At 61.7% G+C, this 20,414-nt stretch carries 16 protein-coding genes; 8 read left to right on the top strand and 8 right to left on the bottom strand.

Going from position 1 to position 20,414, the window contains the following annotated elements:
- Positions 1 to 13: 13 nt before the first annotated feature.
- The 3 genes from M3P21_RS10300 to M3P21_RS10290 form a co-directional block, all read right to left on the bottom strand.
- Positions 14 to 931 (bottom strand): carbohydrate ABC transporter permease, encoded by a 918-nt coding sequence (locus M3P21_RS10300; protein ID WP_249709845.1) that lies wholly within the window; start codon positions 929 to 931, stop codon positions 14 to 16.
- Complete coding sequence (locus M3P21_RS10295; protein ID WP_249709843.1) at positions 928 to 2,031, bottom strand: carbohydrate ABC transporter permease; 1,104 nt, start codon at positions 2,029 to 2,031, stop codon at positions 928 to 930. The genes M3P21_RS10300 and M3P21_RS10295 overlap by 4 nt, the downstream gene beginning before the upstream one ends.
- 125 nt (positions 2,032 to 2,156) lie before the next feature.
- A complete protein-coding gene (locus M3P21_RS10290; RefSeq protein ID WP_249709842.1) occupies positions 2,157 to 3,782 on the bottom strand; it encodes an extracellular solute-binding protein in 1,626 nt (541 codons plus the stop codon).
- Between the two features lie 216 nt (positions 3,783 to 3,998).
- Between M3P21_RS10290 and M3P21_RS10285 the strand changes: the two genes are divergently transcribed.
- From M3P21_RS10285 to M3P21_RS10275, 3 genes are read left to right on the top strand one after another with little or no spacing between them, the layout of a single operon-like run.
- Positions 3,999 to 5,033: an ABC transporter ATP-binding protein gene (locus tag M3P21_RS10285; protein ID WP_249709841.1), complete on the top strand. Its 1,035-nt coding sequence runs from the start codon at positions 3,999 to 4,001 to the stop codon at positions 5,031 to 5,033.
- A gap of 23 nt (positions 5,034 to 5,056) precedes the next feature.
- Positions 5,057 to 5,503: an RbsD/FucU family protein gene (locus tag M3P21_RS10280; RefSeq protein ID WP_249709840.1), complete on the top strand. Its 447-nt coding sequence runs from the start codon at positions 5,057 to 5,059 to the stop codon at positions 5,501 to 5,503.
- 3 nt (positions 5,504 to 5,506) lie between these two features.
- Entirely contained in the window at positions 5,507 to 6,421 is a 915-nt protein-coding gene (locus M3P21_RS10275; RefSeq protein ID WP_249709838.1) for a ribokinase, read from the top strand.
- Between the two features lie 121 nt (positions 6,422 to 6,542).
- Here the strand turns inward: M3P21_RS10275 and M3P21_RS10270 are convergent, their stop codons facing one another.
- Together M3P21_RS10270 and M3P21_RS10265 are read right to left on the bottom strand one after the other, a co-directional pair.
- The gene (locus M3P21_RS10270; protein WP_249709835.1) at positions 6,543 to 9,695 is read right to left on the bottom strand and encodes an efflux RND transporter permease subunit; all 3,153 of its coding nucleotides are present in this window, start codon (positions 9,693 to 9,695) and stop codon (positions 6,543 to 6,545) included.
- A gap of 3 nt (positions 9,696 to 9,698) precedes the next feature.
- Entirely contained in the window at positions 9,699 to 10,877 is a 1,179-nt protein-coding gene (locus M3P21_RS10265) for an efflux RND transporter periplasmic adaptor subunit (protein WP_249709834.1), read from the bottom strand.
- Between the two features lie 215 nt (positions 10,878 to 11,092).
- Here M3P21_RS10265 and M3P21_RS10260 point away from each other — a divergent pair, with 215 nt between their 5' ends.
- The 3 genes from M3P21_RS10260 to M3P21_RS10250 all read left to right on the top strand — a co-directional run bounded on the left by M3P21_RS10260 (position 11,093) and on the right by M3P21_RS10250 (position 14,204).
- On the top strand, positions 11,093 to 12,049 hold the full coding sequence (locus tag M3P21_RS10260) for a GlxA family transcriptional regulator (protein WP_249709833.1): 957 nt from the start codon (positions 11,093 to 11,095) through the stop codon (positions 12,047 to 12,049).
- An 80-nt stretch (positions 12,050 to 12,129) separates the two neighbouring features.
- Positions 12,130 to 12,885, top strand: a complete 756-nt coding sequence (locus tag M3P21_RS10255) for a beta-keto acid cleavage family enzyme (RefSeq protein ID WP_249709832.1) — start codon at positions 12,130 to 12,132, stop codon at positions 12,883 to 12,885.
- On the top strand, positions 12,882 to 14,204 hold the full coding sequence (locus tag M3P21_RS10250; protein WP_249709830.1) for an aspartate aminotransferase family protein: 1,323 nt from the start codon (positions 12,882 to 12,884) through the stop codon (positions 14,202 to 14,204). Before M3P21_RS10255 ends, M3P21_RS10250 begins: the two co-directional genes overlap by 4 nt.
- A 29-nt stretch (positions 14,205 to 14,233) precedes the next feature.
- Here M3P21_RS10250 and metG read toward each other — a convergent pair whose 3' ends face one another.
- A complete protein-coding gene (gene metG / locus M3P21_RS10245) occupies positions 14,234 to 15,952 on the bottom strand; it encodes a methionine--tRNA ligase (RefSeq protein ID WP_249709826.1) in 1,719 nt (572 codons plus the stop codon).
- A gap of 258 nt (positions 15,953 to 16,210) precedes the next feature.
- Here metG and M3P21_RS10240 point away from each other — a divergent pair, with 258 nt between their 5' ends.
- Positions 16,211 to 16,945: an OB-fold-containig protein gene (locus M3P21_RS10240; protein ID WP_249709824.1), complete on the top strand. Its 735-nt coding sequence runs from the start codon at positions 16,211 to 16,213 to the stop codon at positions 16,943 to 16,945.
- A gap of 31 nt (positions 16,946 to 16,976) precedes the next feature.
- Complete coding sequence (locus tag M3P21_RS10235; protein WP_249709822.1) at positions 16,977 to 18,650, top strand: flotillin domain-containing protein; 1,674 nt, start codon at positions 16,977 to 16,979, stop codon at positions 18,648 to 18,650.
- Between the two features lie 45 nt (positions 18,651 to 18,695).
- On the opposite strand, the gene M3P21_RS10230 is transcribed toward M3P21_RS10235, so the two are convergent.
- On the bottom strand, positions 18,696 to 19,067 hold the full coding sequence (locus M3P21_RS10230; protein ID WP_249709821.1) for a cupin domain-containing protein: 372 nt from the start codon (positions 19,065 to 19,067) through the stop codon (positions 18,696 to 18,698).
- 32 nt (positions 19,068 to 19,099) lie between these two features.
- Entirely contained in the window at positions 19,100 to 20,371 is a 1,272-nt protein-coding gene (locus M3P21_RS10225) for an MFS transporter (RefSeq protein WP_249709819.1), read from the bottom strand.
- Between the last annotated feature and the right edge of the window lie 43 nt (positions 20,372 to 20,414).

Below are 20,414 nucleotides of genomic sequence, written 5' to 3'. Positions count from 1 at the left end.
CTAAACAAGGGATCTACTTTACGGCACCTGCGGCCATGCCCTTGACGATGTATTTCTCAAGGAAGATCGCCACGATGATCAGCGGCAGGATCGCCGCCGATGACAGGGCGGCCATCGACCACCAGTTGATCCCTTGCGACCCGGTTTGCGAGGCAACCATGACCGGCAGGGTCGTTGCATTTGTTGCGGTCAGAAGTGCGGCAAAGAAGTACTCGTTCCAGCACAGGACCAGCGACAGGATAAAGGCCGCGACCATGCCGGGCAGCGCGATGGGCAGGACGATCTGCAGGAACGCGCCCCAGATCCCCAGCCCGTCGACCAGCGCGGCCTCTTCCAGTTCCACCGGAATTCCTTGGAATTGGTCCCGCATGATCCAGATGACGATCGGTAGAACCATCAGCGTGTAGAGCAGGATAAGCCCGATCCTGCTGTCGAGCAGGGCAAGTGATTTGTAAAGCACCAGAAAGGGCAGGGCGAGGACAACCGGTGGCAGGATCATCTGGCTGAGAAAGAAGAACGAGATGTCCGAGTTTCTCATGAAGCCGAACCGATAGGTGAACCGGGACAGCCCGTACGCTGCGAGCGAACCCAGCACCACGGCCAGTGTCGAGGCCGAGATCGCGACGATCGCACTGTTCCAGAAGCGTTTCAGGAACTCTTCGCGCACAGTGGACACCTCGCCGATCAACCGCGGTGAGATGCCGATGGATTCCCAGCCCTTCCATCTTGGTGTGAAATCCCACCAGGGGACGATATTGCCTTTCATCACGTCGGGGGCCAGCTTGAATGACGTCGTGATCGTCCAGTAAATCGGAAACAGGCAGATTACGGTCCACACCAGCAAGGCGCCATAGATCGCGACACGGCTGGCCCACCATTTGGCATTCGCGCGCCGGTCTGCATCGTGATCCTTGAATATCGCGTTGCTCATGCGGGCCGCTCCATCCATCTGCTGACCAGCTTCAGCAGCAAGGTGACGAAAATCACGATCAGCACCAGATAGATCATCGCCAGCAGAGTGCCGTAACCGACGTTAGACCGGTCGCGATACTCACGGAAGATGAAGCTTGTCACGCTGTCCGTGGCGCCGCCCGGCCCGCCAGAGGTCACATTGATGATGATGTCCGCCAGCTTCAGCTTGAAGATGATGCGTATCACAATTGCGGTCACCGAGACCGGCAGCATCAGGGGAAAGATGACCTCTTTGAAACTCTGCCACCCGGTTGCGCCGTCAACTTTTGAGGCTTCGATGACCTCTCTGGGCAGGGCCTGAAGACCGGCGAGCAGCATGATCATCATGAAGGGGATGAAGGTCCAGGCATCCATCGCCATGATCATGAAACGGGCAATCTCGGGGTTGCTGAAAAAGCTGGGCTCGCCACCCAGCTCGCGGATGACCCGCGAGATCGGGCCGAACCGCACCTCAAGCATGGACTTGCCGATCATCCAGGACACCGCCACCGGGCTGAGCATCAAAGGAAGCAGGAAGACGACGCGAAAGAATTTCCGCGCCCTGATCTGGGCGTTCAGCAGCAGCGCGAGGCCAAAGGCGATGACATATTCCACGCTGACCGCGAGCACGTAATAGACCATGTTCTTCAGCGCGTTCCAGTAGAACCCATCGTTCCACATCTGCACCATGTTGTCCCAGCCGTTCGGCTGCGGACCGGCGGGTGAGGCCAGGTTCCAGTCCGTGAAGGAGATATAAAGCGCAAACAACAGCGGGAAGACCACAAGGCTGATCACGAACAGCGCCGCGGGCAGGACAAACAACGTGCGCTTGCCCTTCTCGCCGTTGACGATCACTTGCGCGACACACAGCGACGTGGCCCAGAGCATGTAGGCATAAAGAACCGGACGCCAGGTCTCAAACCCGGCGGCCACACGCCCTGCTTCATGCATCGCTTGCCAGATCGCCAGCCCCAGAAACAGCGCAGCAGTCCCCCAAACCAGCAACTTGCCCAGACGCCTTCGGCTGTCCGAGATGTTTTCAGCCGTAACGGTATGAAGAAGGTCGCCCTCTGACGTCATGAGAAAACTCTAGCGACGTGGTCTTGATACGCAAAGTGGGATGACAAATCTGGCCTCGGACCGGTGTGTTGATGAAAGAGCGGGCGGCAATCTGTGCAGCCCGCTCCGAGGTTTTTCGCCCCGGCCTACAGACCCAGCGAGGCCTTGTAGACGGCGATCTGGTTGTCGCGACCGATCTGATCGGTGATCTTCTCCCAGGCAGCGGCAATCGCATCCGCCGTCTCCTGGGCCGAGCCATACTGCCCGGCATAGCCCTTGGCCAACTCGTCTTCGGCCACTGAATAATATTGGAAAATACCGGGGATGCGCGGTTCGATTGCAGCGTTCTTGTGATTGTAGCTGTCGGCGTTCGATCCCAGATAATCCTCTACATAGTCGCGGTCATAGCCCGCCTCTTCCCATTCCTCGAAGCGGAAATGCGAGTTGCGGTAAGGCTGGAAGCCCGACGGATAGGCCGAGGCCCAGAGCGACAGGTCCTTGCCGCCCAGATGCGCCGCGGCGGACCACGCCGCTTTCTTCTTCTTCTCGTCACCGTCAACGGTGGCCATGACATAGACGCCCCAGCCGATATAGGCCATGTTCGGCGCCTCGTTATAGGTCTCTTCCCATTCGCTGGTCTTGGCGTTGTAGACCTTGTCGGCACCCGGGTTGATACCAAAGCCGACCACATCGCCCACCACGGATGTGTCCGATGTCCGCGCGCTGGAGCCCACATCGCCCCACCACATTAGCATCGAGCCCGTTCCGGCCAGAAACTGCTGGAACGCGGTGGTGCCGGGATCGGCGTTGATCTGGTCGGTCGGATAGGCCCCTGCCTCGATCAGGTCCATCACGTCCTGAATGGCCTGCACCCAGGCCGGGTTGTTGACCATCGGCGTCATTGTCTCGGGCTCGAACAACCATGCAGGGCTGTCGGGATGCTTGGCATAGGCGGCAGCCCGGTTTTCGAGGAAATAGAAGCCGAAACCGCCCCAGCCCTTGAGCGGGTCAAGATAGCCGTGCGCCGGAAGGCCGGTCAGCGGATCGGTTTTGCCGATCAGTTCCTTGGTGATGTCATTCACATCTTTCCAGGTTTTTGGCGCCTCGCGTCCCGTGATTGAATCGGGGCCGAAATAATCCTTGCGATACGCGAAGGTGTGGCAGTCGCCGTCAATAGACACACGATAGGTCTTGCCGTCCCACGTCCCGACCGGGGCCTTGAGGTAGTCGACATAGTCGTCCATGTCGATCTGCTCTTTCACCCAATCGGGCATCTCGGAGGCAAGGCCCTTGCCCAGAACATCACCCTCGAAGGGGGCGCCCATCTCGATGATGTCGAAATCCACGGTTCCGGTTGCGATGGATTGCTGCAGCCGGGCATTGTAATCCGCCTGCGCCAGGTCGATCCAGTTGATCTTGGCACCGGTATAGGCCTCCCATGGTTTCAGAAAGCCACGGAACAGGAAGTTGTGCAGGTTCTGGTTGTTGAGACCCATGAAGGTCAGTTCGACGCCGTCAAACTCGCCCTCGGCGACATTGGATTTCGTCGCGCCAAGGCACAGCTCGCCGACTTTTTGCCAATCGCTATCGGTTGGCGAGCCTGCCCCAACGCCGGGTATTTTCAGGATCTCGGCACGGACATTGCCGCTGTCATCCGCTATCGCCGGTTTGGGCATCATTGCAACTGCGCCAAGCGCGGCGGAGCCTTTGAGCATCTGGCGCCGGTTCATTTTTTGCGCGGCCCTGATGTAATTGTACAGTTCAACTTTCACGACAATCCTCCCAGAAAAACGTCTGAATGTTTTTATCCGCAGGGATGCAGTCGCAGAAAAATATACCGATAAAAGAACAAGCTGCGCTGACAGTAGCCCCCCACATCGCGCCAGTATGATCCAGAATGACGTTGAGTCAACAAAACCCGCCACCTGGCGTGGACAGCTCAATTTCCTTTGTCTAACCTCCGGGTCCTGAAGGGGATGCAGGCAGGTATGGCAGACGTCAAGATTCTGGAAGTGCGCAAATCCTACGGCGCGGTCGAAGTCATTCACGGGCTGAATGTCGATATCGCGGACGGAGAGTTCGTGGCGCTGGTCGGCCCGTCGGGTTGCGGCAAGTCCACGCTGTTGCGCATGATCGCCGGGCTGGAACCGATCGATAGCGGAACGATTGCCATCGGCGACCGGGTCGTGAACAACCTGCCCCCGTCCGAGCGCGACATCGCGATGGTGTTTCAAACCTATGCGCTTTATCCGCACAAATCCGTAGCCGAGAACATGGGCTTTGCTTTGAAAGTGGCGAGGGCGGACCGGGCGGAAATCGACCGTCGCGTCAAGGAAGCGGCAGAGATTTTGAGCCTGACGGAATATCTCGACCGCAAGCCGCGCCACCTGTCCGGCGGTCAGCGGCAGCGGGTTGCGATGGGGCGTGCCATCGTGCGCGACCCGCAGGTGTTCCTGTTTGACGAGCCATTGTCAAATCTGGACGCCAAGCTGCGCATTCAGATGCGGACCGAAATCAAGGAACTGCACCAGCGCCTGAAAACGACAACGGTGTTTGTGACCCATGATCAGATCGAGGCGATGACACTGGCAGATCGGATCGTTGTCATGCAAAGCGGCGTCATCGAGCAGATCGGTACGCCGCTGGAACTCTATGACAATCCCAACAACGAATTTGTGGCGACCTTTATCGGAGCGCCGTCGATGAACCTGCTGTCCGGTGAATTGTCGAATGGTAAGGTGACAGTCGGCGGGTTTCAGTTCGATGGGCCAACCGGGGCAGGGCGCGTCAAACTTGGCGTGAGGCCTGAACACCTGATCCTGGCGGATGATGGCTTGCCCATGCAGGTCAAGGTCGTTGAGCCGACCGGCGCGGAAACGATGGTTTTCGCCCGCTTCCAGGATCAGGACGTCACCGCCATTTTCCGGGAACGTCACGCGTTCGAACCGGGCCAGACCATCCACCTGAAACCCGATCCGGATCATCTGCATGTGTTTGATGCAGAAACCGGCGCCCGCCTGTGAAACCCAATTGTTGAGAGGACAAAATGCTCAAAGGGATTGACCCGATTCTGAATGCCGATGTGCTCTATGCGCTGCGCGCCATGGGGCATGGTGATGACCTGATCATCGCGGATACCAATTTCCCCTCTGACAGCGTTGCGCGCGAAACCGTGCTGGGTGAGGTGTTGCGCATTGATCGCCCCGCCGCTGAGGTCGCAAAAGCGGTCCTGTCCGTCTATCCGCTCGACACCTTCGTCGACGATGCGGCTGCACGGATGGAGGTGGTGGATGAACCCGACACGATCTTGCCCGTGATGGAAGAGATGCAGGCGCAGGTCAGCGCCGTTGGTGGCCCAACGATGATCGGCATCGAACGCTACGCGTTTTATGAGCGGGCCAAGCAGGCCTATGCGGTCATCCAGACCGGCGAACGCAGGTTCTATGGCTGCTTTGCATTCCGCAAAGGCGTCGTTCCGCCGGACGCGGAGTGAGGCATGGGCAAGGTTGTCATTCTGGGCGTCTTCGTCGCCGACACCGCCTATCGGGCCGACCGTATGCCGAAGATGGGCGAGACCATCATGGGCAACTCCTTTGCTCTGGGGCCCGGTGGCAAGGGCTCGAATCAGGCGGTCGCCTGCGCGCGCATGGGGGCTGCCACGCATTTCATCACCAAGCTTGGGCAGGATGATTTCGCGAAGCTTGCGCTTGAGACATGGGCCGGGGCCGGGGTAACGCCCCATGTGGACCAGATTGCTGACAGCTACACCGGGGCCGCGCATATCTTCATCGAGGAAAAGACCGGCGACAATGCCATTATCATTGCACCGGGCGCTGCGGCTTTGATTGATGTGGAGATGGTCAACGCGCATGCGGACCTGATTGCCAGCGCAGACGTGTTCGTGACCCAGCTGGAACAACCGATGGACGCCGCCGTCCGCGCGTTGGAGATCGCCCGCACTGCCGGTGTCACAACAATTCTGAACCCGGCACCCGCCGCTGCGTTACCGGAGGGGATGCTTGGCCTGTGTGATTACGTCACCCCGAACGAAACGGAATGTGAGGCTTTGACGGGCCTGGCGGTCGAAACCGAAGCGGATGCCGCCAAAGCATGTGATGCGTTGCGTTCACTTGGTGTCAAAACACCGATCATCACGCTCGGAGAACAGGGGGCGTATCTGGATGGTCACGGGCTCATCCCCTCGGTGAACGCGGGGCCGGTTGTTGAAACGACCGGCGCGGGGGATGCCTTCAACGGCGGTTTTGCCGCGGCACTGTCGGACGGGAACACGCCAGAAGAGGCCGCGAGATACGGGTGTGCGACCGCTGGCTTGTCAGTCACCAAGGCCGGAACGGCCCCGTCCATGCCTTCGCGAGATACCGTCGAAAATATGCTCCGGTCCCTTGGCTGAAACGACTCTGATGCTTTGAACCACCTGCGCGCGAAGGCAGCGGTAGGCACAGCCAGAATTGCTGTCGATGTTGAGGACCAGCCCCGAAACGAAAACGCCCCGCCGATGGCGGGGCGCTGTTTTATCCGGCGGTCGCTTCGGCGTCCTCGGGCGGATCGGGGTCCTTGCCCTTGGTCCCCTTGATCCATTCGCGCAAGCCCTGCATCACGGCATAAAGCACCGGCACCAGGATCACGCCCAGCACCGTTGCCGCCAGCATGCCGCCAAAGACCGCGATGCCGATGGCTTTCTGGCTCGCTGCTCCGGCGCCGTTTGCGGCCAGCAGCGGCACCACGCCCAGCAGGAAGGACAGCGCCGTCATCATTACGGCACGGAAGCGTTGCCGCGCGGCTTCGGCGGCGGCCTCACGAATGCTGAGCCCGGCGGCGCGCTGCTCCATCGCGAACTCGACGATCAGAATGCCGTTTTTAGAGGCGAGCCCCACCAGCATGATGATCCCGATCTGGGTATAGAGGTTGATGTCGCTGCCCACGATCGCAACCGCGGCAACCGCACCAAACAGCGCCACGATCACCGATAGCAGGATCGAGACCGGCATCGACCAGCTTTCATACTGACCGACAAGGAACAGATAGGCGAACATGACCGCCAGGATCATGATCACCTGCACCAGCCCGCCGCTGGCCAGCTGTTGCTGCGCGGTGCCGGTCCATTCGAACGCATAGCCGGGGGGCAGGGCGGTGGCCGAGGTTTCGGTCATCACGTTGATCGCGTCACCACTGGACAGGCCCGGCGCAGCAACCGCCGTCACCGTGGCCGAACGGAACAGATTGTGCCGTTTCAGCAGGACCGGGCCCAGCACGTTCTCGATATCGATCAGCGTGCCTAGCGGCACCATCTCGCCCGCGTTCGAGCGGACATAGAGATTGCCGATATCCTCGACCTTGTCGCGATACTCGCCCTCGGCCTGGATCATCACGCGATAGACGCGCCCGAACAGGTTGAAGTCGTTCACGTAATAGGACCCCAGATAAGCCTGCATGGTCTGGAAGACCTCGGAAATCGGGACTTCAAGCGTCTTGGCCTTTTCGCGGTCCAGATCGACAAAAAGCTGCGGCACGTTGGCGCGGAAGGTGGTGTAGGCTTGCGCGATCTCCGGGCTCTGGTTGGCGGCATAGACGAACGAGCCGACCGCCGAGGCCAGATCCTGCGGCGAGCCGCCACCGGTCTGCTGCACCTCCATCTCGACACCTGCGGACATGCCGAGACCCTGAATCGGCGGCGGGTTGAACGCCACGATCGAGGCGGCCGATTCCTGATAGGCCAGCCCCAGCACCTGGTTCAGGATACCATCGGCGCTGAGCTCCTCGGTTTGCCGTTCGTCCCAGCCGGTCAGGTTCACGACGATCATCGCGCCATTGGGCGACAGCCCGTTCAGCAACGAGTAGCCGTTGACCAGAACCGTGCTGGCGACGCCGGGGATGGCTTGCACCTTGTCGTTGAACCGCGCGGTCACATCTTCGGTCCGGTAAAGCGTCGCGGCATCCGGCAGTTGCACGTCGACAAACAGATAGCCGTTATCCTCAAGCGGGATGAACCCTTTCGAGGTTTTGGAGAATATCGTGCCTGCCCCCGCACCGATGACGACAATGATGACCAGCGATATCAGCGGGATGCGCAGCAGCCGGGTGACGATGCCGACATAGCCGGTCCGCACACTGCCGATAACGTTCTCGAACATTCCCAGCAGGCCCTTGGGCGGGCCCGACCGGGGCCGCAGAACCAGCCCGCACAGCGCCGGCGACAGGGTCAGCGCGTTGATCGACGAAATCACAACGGCGGTCGAGATCGTGACCGCAAACTGCGAATAGAGCCGCCCGGTGATGCCCGGCATGAAGGTGACCGGCACAAAGACCGCCAGCAGCACCAGCGTGGTCGCGATCACCGGGCCGGTGATCTGCCCCATCGCCTTGCGGGTGGCCTCGGGCGGGCTGAGGCCTTCGTCGGCGATGATGCGTTCGACGTTTTCCACCACCACGATGGCGTCATCCACCACGATGCCGATGGCCAGCACCAGCGCAAACAGCGAGATCGTGTTGAGCGACATGCCGAAGGCCAGCAGGAAGGCGAATGTGCCGATCAGTGAGACCGGGATGGCCACCGCCGGGATGATCGTCGCGCGCCAGCTGCCCAGAAAGACAAACACGACCGAGATCACCAGTATGAAGGTCAGCATCAGCGTCGTGACCACGTCATTGAGCGATTGTTCAACGAATTTGGTCGAATCGAAGGGCACGAGATATTTGACATCGTCGGGGAAGGCGCGCGACAGGCGGTCCATTTCCGCCTCGACTCGTTCGGCCACGCTCAATGCGTTGGCGCCGGGGGCCTGATAGATGGCCAGAACCGTGGCGGGGGTGTCGTCGTAAAAGCCCGACGCGGTGTAGAACTGCGCGCCCAACTCGACGCGGGCGATGTCGCGGACCCGCACGATGGCCCCGGCGTCGCCGGTGCGCACGACGATATTGCCGAACTCTTCGGCCGAGGTCAGACGGCCCTTGGTCTTGATCGTGTATTGAAAAGTCTGCCCCTCGGGCGCGGGCGGTGCCCCGATCGCGCCAGCTGAGACCTCGATATTCTGTTCCTGGATGGCGTTGATCAGATCGCCGGGCGTAATCGACAGGCCCGCCATCTTGTCCGGGTCCATCCACATCCGCATGGCATATTCGAAATCGGTCAGAACATCGGCCTTGCCGACGCCCTGAATACGGGCCAGCGCGTCCTTGATGTTGATCGAGGCATAGTTCGACAGGAACACGCTGTCATAGGTGCCTTTCGGCGATGTCAGCGTGATCATCAGCAACATGTTGGTCGAGGCTTTTTGCGTCACCACGCCCGAGGACGTCACCTCAGCCGGCAATGAGGCCATGGCCTGCGCCACCCGGTTCTGCACGTTGACCGAGGCGATGTCGGGGTCGGTGCCGACCTCGAAGGTGACGTTCAGCGTATAGGACCCGTTATCGGCGGATGTGGAGGTCATGTAGATCATGTCATCCACACCGTTGACCTGCGCCTCGATCGGGGCGGCAACGGTGTTTTCGACGGTCTCTGCATTTGCACCGGTATAGGTGGCGGTGACGCTGACCACAGGGGGTGTGATATCGGGGAACTGGGCGACCGGCAGCACCATATAGCCGATGCCCCCCAGGATGGTCAGCACCAGCGAAATGACAAGTGCCAGCTTGGGCCGGCTGATGAACAGGGCTGAGAACATGCGTTATTCCCCCGGCGAGTCTGAGGCGACGACGGCGTCGACCGCCACGCCGGGCCGGACCCGTTGCAGCCCTTCGACGATCACGCTTTCGCCTTCGACAAGGCCTTCGGTCACGATGATGGCCGTGCCCTCGGGGTCGCCGGTCTGAATATAGCGCTGCTCGACCATCTGCTTGTTATTGACCACCAGCACGAACTCGCCACGTTGGTCGCGTTGCAGTGCGGCTTGTGGGATCAGCACCTGCAATGTCGGCTCAAGCGCCTGGATACTGACATGCACAAAGGCTCCGTCCACCAGCAGACGCGAGGTGTTCTCGAACTCGGCCCGGATGGTGATGGCCCCGGTCAGCGGGTCGATCTGATTGTCGACAAAGACGATATGTCCGGTCTCGTCCAGCTTGGTTCCGTTGGGCAGTTCCACGAAGACATCCGGTTTCTGATCCGAACTGGCCAATGTCGCCGTGGTCTCGCCGGAATTCTGCAGCACGTTGAGCAGCAGTTTCTCGTTGATGGCGAAGCTGACATAGATCGGCGCTTCGCGCACCAGCGACACCAGAGGCGGCTTTGAGGGACCGACAATATCGCCGACACTTGTGGCCACGCGGCCCAGACGCCCGTCAAAAGGCGCGCTGATCTTGGTGTAGCTCAGGTCAAGTTCGGCCTGCTGAATGGCGGCCTTGGCGGATTTGATCTGCGCTTCGGCCTCAAGTTCGTTGGCGCGCGCCACGTCGCGCTCCGAGACCGGCACCGCGTCGCGCCGCAGCAGTTCCTCTTTCCGCGCAAGCTCCAGCTTGGCCAGTTCCAGATTGGCTTCGGCCTTGTCCAGATCGGCCTTGCGGGCCTCGAGCGTGGCCTCGTAGAGATCCGGCTCGATTTCGAAGAGCAGCTCTCCCTTTTTGACATTTGCGCCATCCGCGACCTGCTGCGCCTCGAGAAATCCGCTGACGCGGGCGATGATATCGACCTCATCGATCGCCTCGCCCCGGCCGATGAACACGGCCTCATCGGTGATTTCCTGCGTATAGGCCGCAGCGATCGACACTTTCGGCGGGGCCGATTCCCCCTCCTGCGCGAGGGCAGGCGCGGTCCAAAGGGCGCCCGCTAGGGCGATCCCGGTCACGAAGGGCCGCAGTGCAAGCGGCGAGCGGGCAGGAGCGGACAGGCAGGAGGAAAGCGGCGGCATGCGAAAAGCCTCGTTCAATGTATACAATCTGGGTCAGCGGCGCGATGTCGGATGCGGCATCCCGAGTCACTGGCATTCCACGCAGGATGGCCGCATTCCGGGAATATCTCAAGCGTCAGATTCTCGGGCTAAATATTGGCGTCATTGCGTTTTTTGACTTCCTTGCCTTATCGCCGCGCGGTTACCCTGAGCAGGTGATGGTTGGGAAGGCAGAGATGGGCGCGTCCTCAGACCGGCTTTTTGTATTTGTTCTGGATGCGGGCTTCACCATGCAGGCGTTTTCGTCAGCGGTCGAAGTTCTGCGCCTGCTGCATCGGGTCCACCCCAAGGCAAGGTTGCGATACAAGGCGCTTGGCCTGAGCGGCGCACCGGTCAGGGCGTCGAACGGTTTTGCGCTGATCCCCGATCTCTACCCGTCCGAGGTGCCATCCCGCGCGACCCTGATCGTTGTCGCCGGAGCCGAGGCCAGCAAGGTGCCTGCCCCTGCTCTGGTGGCGCGGTTGCGCGACTGGGCCCGGCGCGGGCACCCGGTCTGGGGCGTCTCCTCGGGGGTGGTGCGCCTGGCGCAGGCGGGGTTGCTGAATGGCCGTTCCGTCAGTGCCCATTGGGAGGATTTTGCCTATCTGCGGCAGGACTTCCCCAAGGTCAAGGTGACCACTGCGCTGTTCACCCATGACGCGCAGATCGCGACCTGCGCGGGGGGTGGTGCGGCAAGCGATCTGATGCTGCATCTGGTGCGTGCGGAATTTGGCCCCGAGACCGCCGACGAGATTGCCGCGCGGCTGGTCATCGACGCGGTGCGGGACGGGCGGGCACCGCAGCGGCGCGGTTCAGAGATGCGGTTCGAGACCGCAAATCATCTGGTCTTTGCCGCGCTGCGCCGGATGCGGGCCAACCTGTTTGCGCCGCTCTCCATTGCCCGGATCGCGGCTGATCTGGGCATCTCCCAGCGCCAGTTGGAGAGGCTGTTTATGCAGGAATTCGACCAGCCGCCGGGCCGTGTCTACGCGCAGTTGCGGCTAGAAGATGCGCGGCTCGATGTGCTGTCGGGCCGTCGCGACCTGACCGAGATCGCGCTGGATTACGGGTATAAACCTGTGACATTTTCGCGTGTATACAAGAGGTTGTTCGGCGTTCTTCCATCGGATGACCGAAAGCGGGCCATGTCGTAGTGCCGGGTCTTTGATGTCGGATTCGCGAAGGTGTGACGCCGCGTCATGGCATATGCTCCGGGAAACAGAGAGTGCTGAACATGACCCGACCTCGCATCATGGTCGCCCCCAACGGGGCGCGACGCGGACAATCCGATCACGCCGCCCTGCCGGTCACGCCGGAGGAGATCGTGCAAACCGCCCGATCCTGCCACGCCGCCGGGGCGGATGCCGTGCACCTGCATGTGCGCGACGCGGCGGGCCGGCATTCACTGGATGCCGGGCTGTATCGCGAGGTTCTGGCCGCGCTGCACGAGGTCGACGGGCTGGAGCTGCAGGTCACCACCGAAGCCGCGGGGCGCTACGACCCATTGGCGCAATTCGCGTGTCTCAGGGATCTTGCGCCAAGTTGGGCAAGTGTTTCGGTGCGCGAAATCAACCGCAGCCCCGAGATTGCGGAAACGCTCTACGGGCTTTGTGCCGAACAGGGCACACGGGTGCAGCATATCGTCTATGATGCGCAGGATCTGGCCTTGCTGCGCAGCTGGCGCGCCGCAGGCATTGTCCGGCCCCAACAGGATGAGGTGATCTGCGTGCTGGGCGCCTACACCCCGGCGCGTCCCGGCCATCCCGATGAGCTTGCCACGCTCTTGCCGGAAATGAGGGGGCTGCGTTTCAGCCTCTGCGCCTTTGGACCGCAGGAGCAGGCCTGTCTGATTACTGCTGCACGGGCAGGGGCCGCGTATCTGCGGGTCGGGTTCGAAAACAACCTGCACGCCCCGGATGGACGTGAATGGCCCGACAATGCAGCGGCAGTGGCCGTGCTGCGGGCCGAATTGGAAAGGGACTTCCCATGAGCCATGTCTTCCCACGCCATTGCCGCGCTGAGCTGCCCAGTGCGGTTGCCGGTGACGGTTGTTATCTGATCGACGCGCAGGGCAAGCGGTATTTCGATGCCTCGGGCGGCGCGGCGGTGTCCTGTCTGGGTCACTCCAACGCACGGGTCCGTCAGGCGGTAAAGGATCAGGTGGATCAACTGGCCTTTGCCCATACCGGGTTCTTCACCTCCGAGCCTGCCGAACAATTGGCCGATCTGCTGATCGCGCAAGCCCCCGAGGGCATCGACCGGGTCTATTTCGTCTCGGGCGGTTCCGAGGCGGTGGAATCCGCGATCAAGCTGGCGCGGCAGTATTACCTCGAAATTGGCCAGCCCGAGCGGCGCAACTTGATCGCGCGGCGACAGAGCTATCATGGCAACACGCTGGGTGCGTTGGCGGCGGGGGGCAATGCGTGGCGGCGCAAGCAGTTCGATCCGTTGCTGATCGGGGTCAGCCATATCGCGCCCTGTTTTGAATATGCCGAGCGCCAAGAGACCGAGACGCCAGCCGAATACGGCCGCCGGGTTGCCGATGAACTGGAGGCGGAAATCCTGCGCCTCGGTCCCGAAACCGTCATGGCGTTCATCGCCGAACCGGTGGTGGGCGCAACCCTGGGCGCGGTGCCTGCGGTTGAGGGGTATTTTGCGCGTATCCGAGAGATATGTGATACTTACGGGGTTTTATTGATCCTCGATGAGGTCATGTGCGGCATGGGTCGGACCGGACATCTCTTTGCCTGCAATGGCGAAGGCGTGCGGCCCGATATCGTGACCATCGCCAAGGGGCTGGGCGCGGGATATCAGCCCATCGGCGCGATGCTGTGCTCGGCGCAGATCTATCAGGCGATCGCGGAGGGCACCGGGTTCTTCCAGCACGGCCACACCTATATCGGCCATCCGGTCGCCACCGCTGCGGGCCATGCTGTGCTGTCCGAGATGCTGGAGCGGGACCTGATGCCGCAGGTGCAGGAACGCGGAACGCAGTTGGACGCCGCCCTGCGCGACCGGTTGAGCCAGCACGCCCATGTGGGTGACATCCGGGGCCGCGGTCTGTTTCGCGGCGTCGAACTGGTGCAGGACCGGGACAGCAAAATGCCCTTTGATCCGGCGTTGGGTCTCGCGGGCAAGCTGAAAGCGGCGGCGATGGCGCAGGGGTTGATCTGCTACCCGATGCCCGGAACCCGTGACGGACGCCACGGCGATCACGTGCTGCTGGCCCCGCCTTTTGTGATGGAAGAGAGCGATGCCGACCTGATCGCCGACCGGCTATCGGCAGCGATTGAGAGCGTCATCACCTGAGGGGTTGGCGTTGAGCCAACCCTGTAACGTCAGTCGCGGGTGCCGGAGAACCGGGTTTCCCAATCCTCGCGCTGATCGTCGGTGATCTTGGCAAAGAGCACCTCGGGCACCGTAAAGCCATGCCCCGGTTCCAGCGCGGACAGGCTGGCGGCCACATCCTCGGGCCATGCGGTGTCGCTGACCCCCATCGCGTCCAGCATCCGGGCCGAGGTAAAAGGGATGAAGGGCGCGCTGAGCACCGCATAAAGCCGGATCAGGTTCAGGCCCAGACGCACCTGCGCGGCGGCCTTTTCAGGGTCGGTTTTGAACGTGGCCCATGGCGCGGCGCTTTGCAGGTATTCGTTGCCTGCCACCCAGATCGCCCGCAGCTCCTGCGCCGATTTGCGAACCTCCATGGCCTCCATATGCCCCTCATAGGCACGGACCTTAGCGGTCAGATCGGCGATCAGCGCCGCTTCCTGTTCGCCATAGGCACCACCCTCGGGCACCGCCTCGCCGAATTTCGAGCGGCAGAACTTGGTGATCCGGCTGACGAAATTGCCCAGCACATCGGCCAGGTCCTTGTTCACCGATTGCTGGAAGTTTTCCCAGGTGAACTCGCTGTCGCTGCTTTCGGGCGCATGGCTGAGCAGCCACCAGCGCCAGTAATCCGCCGGAAGGATTTCCAGCGCCTGATCCATGAAGACACCTCGGCCTTGCGAGGTCGAGAACTGGCCGCCATCATAGTTCAGATAGTTGAACGATTTCAGGTGATCGACCATCTTCCACGGCTCGCCCGAGCCCAGAATGGTCGCCGGGAAGCTGAGCGTGTGGAAGGGGACGTTGTCCTTGCCCATGAACTGGACATAACGCACGTCATCGGCACCCTTGTCGGTGCGCCACCAGCGCTGCCAGTCGGCATCCGTCTTGCCATTGGCCTCGGCCCATTCGGCGGCGCAGGCGATATATTCAATCGGCGCGTCGAACCAGACGTAGAAGACCTTGCCTTCCATCCCCGGCCAGTCCTCATCGCCTTTCTTGACCGGAATGCCCCAGTCCAGATCGCGGGTGATGCCCCGGTCCTGCAGGCCGTCGCCATCATGCAGCCATTTCTTGGCAATCGAGGTGGTCAGCACCGGCCAGTCGGCCTTGCTGTCGATCCACCTGTCCAGTTGGTCGCTCAATGCTGATTGACGCAGATAGAGGTGCTTGGTTTCGCGCACCTCCAGATCGGTCGAGCCGCTGATGGCTGAACGCGGCTCGATCAGATCGGTCGGGTCCAGCTGCTTGGTGCAGTTCTCGCATTGATCGCCGCGCGCACGCTCATAGCCGCAATTGGGGCAGGTGCCCTCGATATAACGATCCGGCAGGAAGCGGCCATCGGCGTTGGAATAGACCTGTTTCTCGACCACTTCGCGGATCAGCCCGGCCTCGGCCAGACGGCCTGCGAAATGCTGCGTCAGGCGGTGGTTCTGCTGGCTGGAGGAGCGACCGAAGTGATCGAAGCTCAGGCCAAAGTTCTGCGCGATCTCAGCCTGCACGCCGTACATCTGGGCGCAATAATCAGCGACCGGTTGACCGGCCTTGGCGGCGGCCAGTTCGGCGGGGGTGCCGTGTTCATCGGTGGCGCAGAGGAACATCACCTCATTGCCCCGGCCACGCAGGTAGCGCGCATAGAGATCGGCAGGCAGTTGCGAGCCGATCAGATTGCCGAGGTGCTTGATCCCGTTGATATAGGGGATCGCCGAGGTGATGAGAATTCTTGCCATATGCCCAGTCCGCGTATCTGTCTGCGCGCCCGTCTACCCCATGTGGCGCTGCAGCAAAAGGGTAGCTTTGGTAGCCGGGCGAAATAGCCGTGACGTGGCGCAATCGGTGGCGCTTTTGAAGCGTTATGGCATTGCGCAGGGCTTTGTCCTTTGCATACCCTCCGGTTGACTAATGACCTCACGGGTTCTTGAAAATCGGGAATTACCTCCCATATTGACTGTATACTACTGCATACAAAAAACGAGGGACATCCATTGATGTTTGACTTCCTGCTCGAGGGTGCGTTTGCGGCCTTTACCATGGCGCTTGCCTTGCTGTTGGGTCTGCTGGTTCTGGAACTGGTGGCGCTGATGGTGGGTGGCAGCCTGATGGCGGGCGAAGGGGAGGTCGATCTGGATGTCGCAGATGCGCCGGATCTCGATGGGTTTGACCTGGATATCGACGCCGATCTGGATGTTGACGTTGATCTGGAGGTCGATCTGGACCCCGGTGAGTTGGGTGAGGCCGCGCTGGACGCCCCGGCAGGCGACACCATAGGGTCGGCAAGCTGGCTGGGACTGGGCAAGATGCCCACGATGATCTGGCTGGCCACCCTGCTGATGGGCTTCGGCCTGAGTGGGTTGGGCCTGCAGATGGCTCTGCGTGATCTCATCGGTCTCAACCTGCCCGGATGGCTCGCCGCGATCCCGGCTGCTGCCTTTGGTATCTGGTTCGCGCGCGGTTTTGGCGCGGTCTTTGCCCGGCTGCTGCCGCACACCGAGACCGAGTCCACCTCGGTGCGTCGCCTGTCCCGTCATCGTGGGGTGATCACGCAGGGCACCGCCTCAAAGGGGCGTCCTGCCGAGGTTCGTGTGATCGACCGGTTCGGCAATGCCCATTACCTGCGCGCCGAACCCATGCGCGAAGGGGAAACCCTGTCGCAAGGCACCGAGGTTCTGGTGCTGCGCGACCGGCGCAGCGGTAGTTTCGTCCTGATCGGCATGTCCGAATAACCAAATTAAAAACTTTGAAGGAGACGTATAGATGGAATTTCAATTCCTGTTGATTTCTGCGCTCACCGTGGTGGTGTTCCTGCTGATTATCGGCCTGGTCCTGGGCCGATTGTATCGGCGCGCGACCCGCGAGGTGAGCCTTGTAAAAACCGGGGCTGGCGGCAAGAAGGTCATCATGGATGGCGGTACGATCGTTGTGCCCCTGCTGCACGAGGTGAGCCCGGTCAACATGAAGACCCTGCGCCTTGAGGTGCAGCGCAGCGGAGAGGCGGCTCTGATCACCCAGGACCGGATGCGGGTGGATGTGGGCGTGGAATTCTACGTCTCGGTCATGGCCACTGATGAGGGGATCGCACGCGCCGCGCAAACGCTGGGCAGCCGGACTTTCGATGTGGAACTGCTGCGCGAGATGATCGAAGGCAAGCTGATCGACGGCCTGCGTGCGGTTGCCGCGCAGATGACCATGGACGGGCTGCACGAAAACCGCGCCGACTTTGTGCAAGAGGTGCAGAATGCGGTGTCCGAGGATCTGCTGAAAAACGGCCTTTCGCTGGAATCGGTCTCGCTGACCGCACTCGACCAGACGCCGTTTGAGGCGCTGGATGAAAATAACGCCTTCAACGCCGTTGGTATGCGTAAACTGGCCGAGGTGATTGCCACCTCGAAGAAAGAGCGCGCGCAGATTGATGCCGATGCAGATGTCGAAGTGCGCCGTGCGGCGATGGAGGCGCAACGTCAGAAGCTGCTGATCGAGCAGGATGAAGAACAGGCGCGCATCGCTCAGGTGGAAAAGGTCGAAACACTGCGCGTGGCGCAGGAGGCAGAGATCGCGGCCCGGACCGAGGATTCGGTGCGTGAAACCGAACGCGCCCGGATCGCCCGTGAGGAAGCCATCCGGTCGGCAGAGATCGAGCGCGAGCGCAAGATCCGCGATGCCGAGATCTCGAAAGAGCGCGAGCTGGAAGTGGCCGAACAGGAACGTCAGATCATCATCGCGCAGAAATCCGAAGAGGAAAGCCGCGCCCGTGCCTCGGCTGATCTGGCCCGTGCCGAAGCGACCAAGGCGACCGAAGCGGTGGTAACCGCCCGTCAGGTGGCCGAGGCCGAGCGTGAAAAGCAGATCGTGCTGATCGAAGCCACCCGCGAGGCCGAGCGTCAGGCCACGGCCATCCGACTGGCCGCGCAGGCGGAAAAGGACGCCGCCGTCGACCGGGCCGAAGCGCGCCGCGAAGAGGCGCAGGCCGAGGCCGATGCTCTCAATATTCGCGCCGAGGCCAAGAAGAACGACATGCTTGCCGAAGCTGAAGGTAAGCGCGCCATTGTCGAGGCCGAGAATGTGCTGTCGCCGGAACTGATCCGCATGAAGGTCGATATGGCCCGGATCGACGCCATGCCCGAGATCATCACCCAGATGGTCAAACCGGCCGAAAAGATCGACTCGATCAAGATCCACCAGGTCAGCGGCATTGGTGGGGCCGGGACGCCGGGCACAGCGGCCAGCGGCGACAAGCCGGTGGTCAACCAAGCGCTCGATTCCATCATGGGCATGGCAGTGCAGATGCCCGCGCTCAAGAAACTGGGCGAAGAGCTTGGCCTGTCGATGGAAAACGGAGTCGGCGGCCTGGCCAACGGGGCGCTGGCCGCACCGGAAGAGGTGCAGTCGGCAGAGTCCGAGGCGGAGACCGACGACCGCGTCGAACATTAAGCCGAAGCGCAAAACAGGGAAGGGGCCGGGTGACTGGCCCCTTTTTCAATACCCGTCAGATTTCTGGCCGAAGAACACCTTTGTCACATCCTCGATCACATCCCATGTCACCCGGGCACCATCACGGATGAACAGGCTGTCGCCCGCGACAAGCTCCACCGTGTCGCCGGTTCCCTGATCGGTGATCCGGCAGCGCCCGGCGAGAACCGTCATCAACTCATCGCCCTGTTCGGTGCACTCGAACGCACCTTCGGTACAGCGCCAGATGCCAAAACGAGATGTATGGCCCGGCCCACCAGCCTCGATCCGGCCAGAGGTCTCGGGCGCGCCCTGCCGGATCACGTAATCGCTCGCCGGATTGTTGAGCGGCCAGGGCTCCAACATACCCACGTCATCACCCGGTTTGTATGTGCGCATGGCGCTGTCCTCCTGCCGCATCTGGGTTGAACTTAACTGCTCTTTTCCGGGCCGGTCTGTTTTTCATCTGACTCAGAGCGCAGCGCTTGGTCGCGCTGCCTGCGGGTCAGCCGCCCGATGGTGAACGACGTGCGTGGTGCGTAGACATAGCGGGTGCGATCCTCGGGTACTGGGCGGCTGCGCATCCGCAACAGGCCGAATACGATCAGGAACAGATGCCCGACCGCCACAAAGGCAAACAGCGCGCCGGGGCCGTAGGCACCGATCAGGTTTGATGACACATAGGGGCTGGCAATTGCCCCCAGCGCATAGAAGAACATCAGCGCCGCCGCCAGTTCAACCCGTTGTTCTGACGTGGCGAAGTCATTGGCATGGGCCGCCGAGATCGAGAAGATCGGGAAGGTGGTGAAGCCGAAGAAACCCGCGCTCACCATGATTCCGATGGTGCCCAACCCGCTGGCGATCATGGTGATGCCGCAACTCAGGATCGCCACGCCGGACAGCCAGATCAGCACCCAGCGGCGGTCGTATTTATCGGCCAACCAGCCTATGGGGTATTGCGCCAGCGCGCCGCCCAGAACAAAAGCGGCCAGGAAAAAGGCGATCTGACTGATGTCCAGCCCGACCTCCTGCCCGTAGATCGGCCCGACCATGCGGAAAGAGGCGGAACTGAGCGCGGCCACGATCACGCCCGCCACCGCCAGCGGCGAACATTTCCAGGCCAGCTTGGGACGCAGGCGCGGCGCGTCAGGTGTTTGGGGCTGGCTCGCCCGCGTCAGCATCAGCGGCAAGATCGAGGCGCAGCATAAGATCGCCAGCAGGTTATAGGAGATATAGGAGGCAGGCGGCAGTACGGCGATGATCAACTGCGCGCCCAGCGAGGCGCTCAGATCGGCGATCCGGTAGGTTCCCGTCGCGCGGCCCCGGTTCTCGTTGGTGACCTTGGCGTTCAGCCAGGCCTCGATCACCGTGTAGCAGCCCGCCACACAGGTGCCCGAGGCGATCCGCAGCAGCGCCCAGATACGCGGGTCGTCGGTCAGCGTATGCCCGATCAGCCCCATCGCCCCCAAGGCGGTGCAGACGGCGAATGCGCGGGAATGGCCGACGCTGCCCATCAGACGTGGCGCCCACCAGCAGCCGATGAAGAACCCGAAGAAATGCGCCGAGCCCAGCAGGCCGATCTGAGCGGTGGTGAACCCCAGCGTCAGCCCCGAGATCGCATCCAGCGGCCCGACCCCTCCGGTTGAAAGCTGCAATAGAACGACGGAAAGAAACAGAGACGTGAACGAAATGATCAGGCGCATAATCCGCCACCATGCCGGATCATCATGGCGATGCGCGCGGATT

The organism is Ruegeria spongiae (assembly GCF_023502395.1).
Lineage (GTDB): Bacteria > Pseudomonadota > Alphaproteobacteria > Rhodobacterales > Rhodobacteraceae > Ruegeria_C > Ruegeria_C spongiae.
This window is presented reverse-complemented; position numbering and strand designations above follow the sequence as displayed.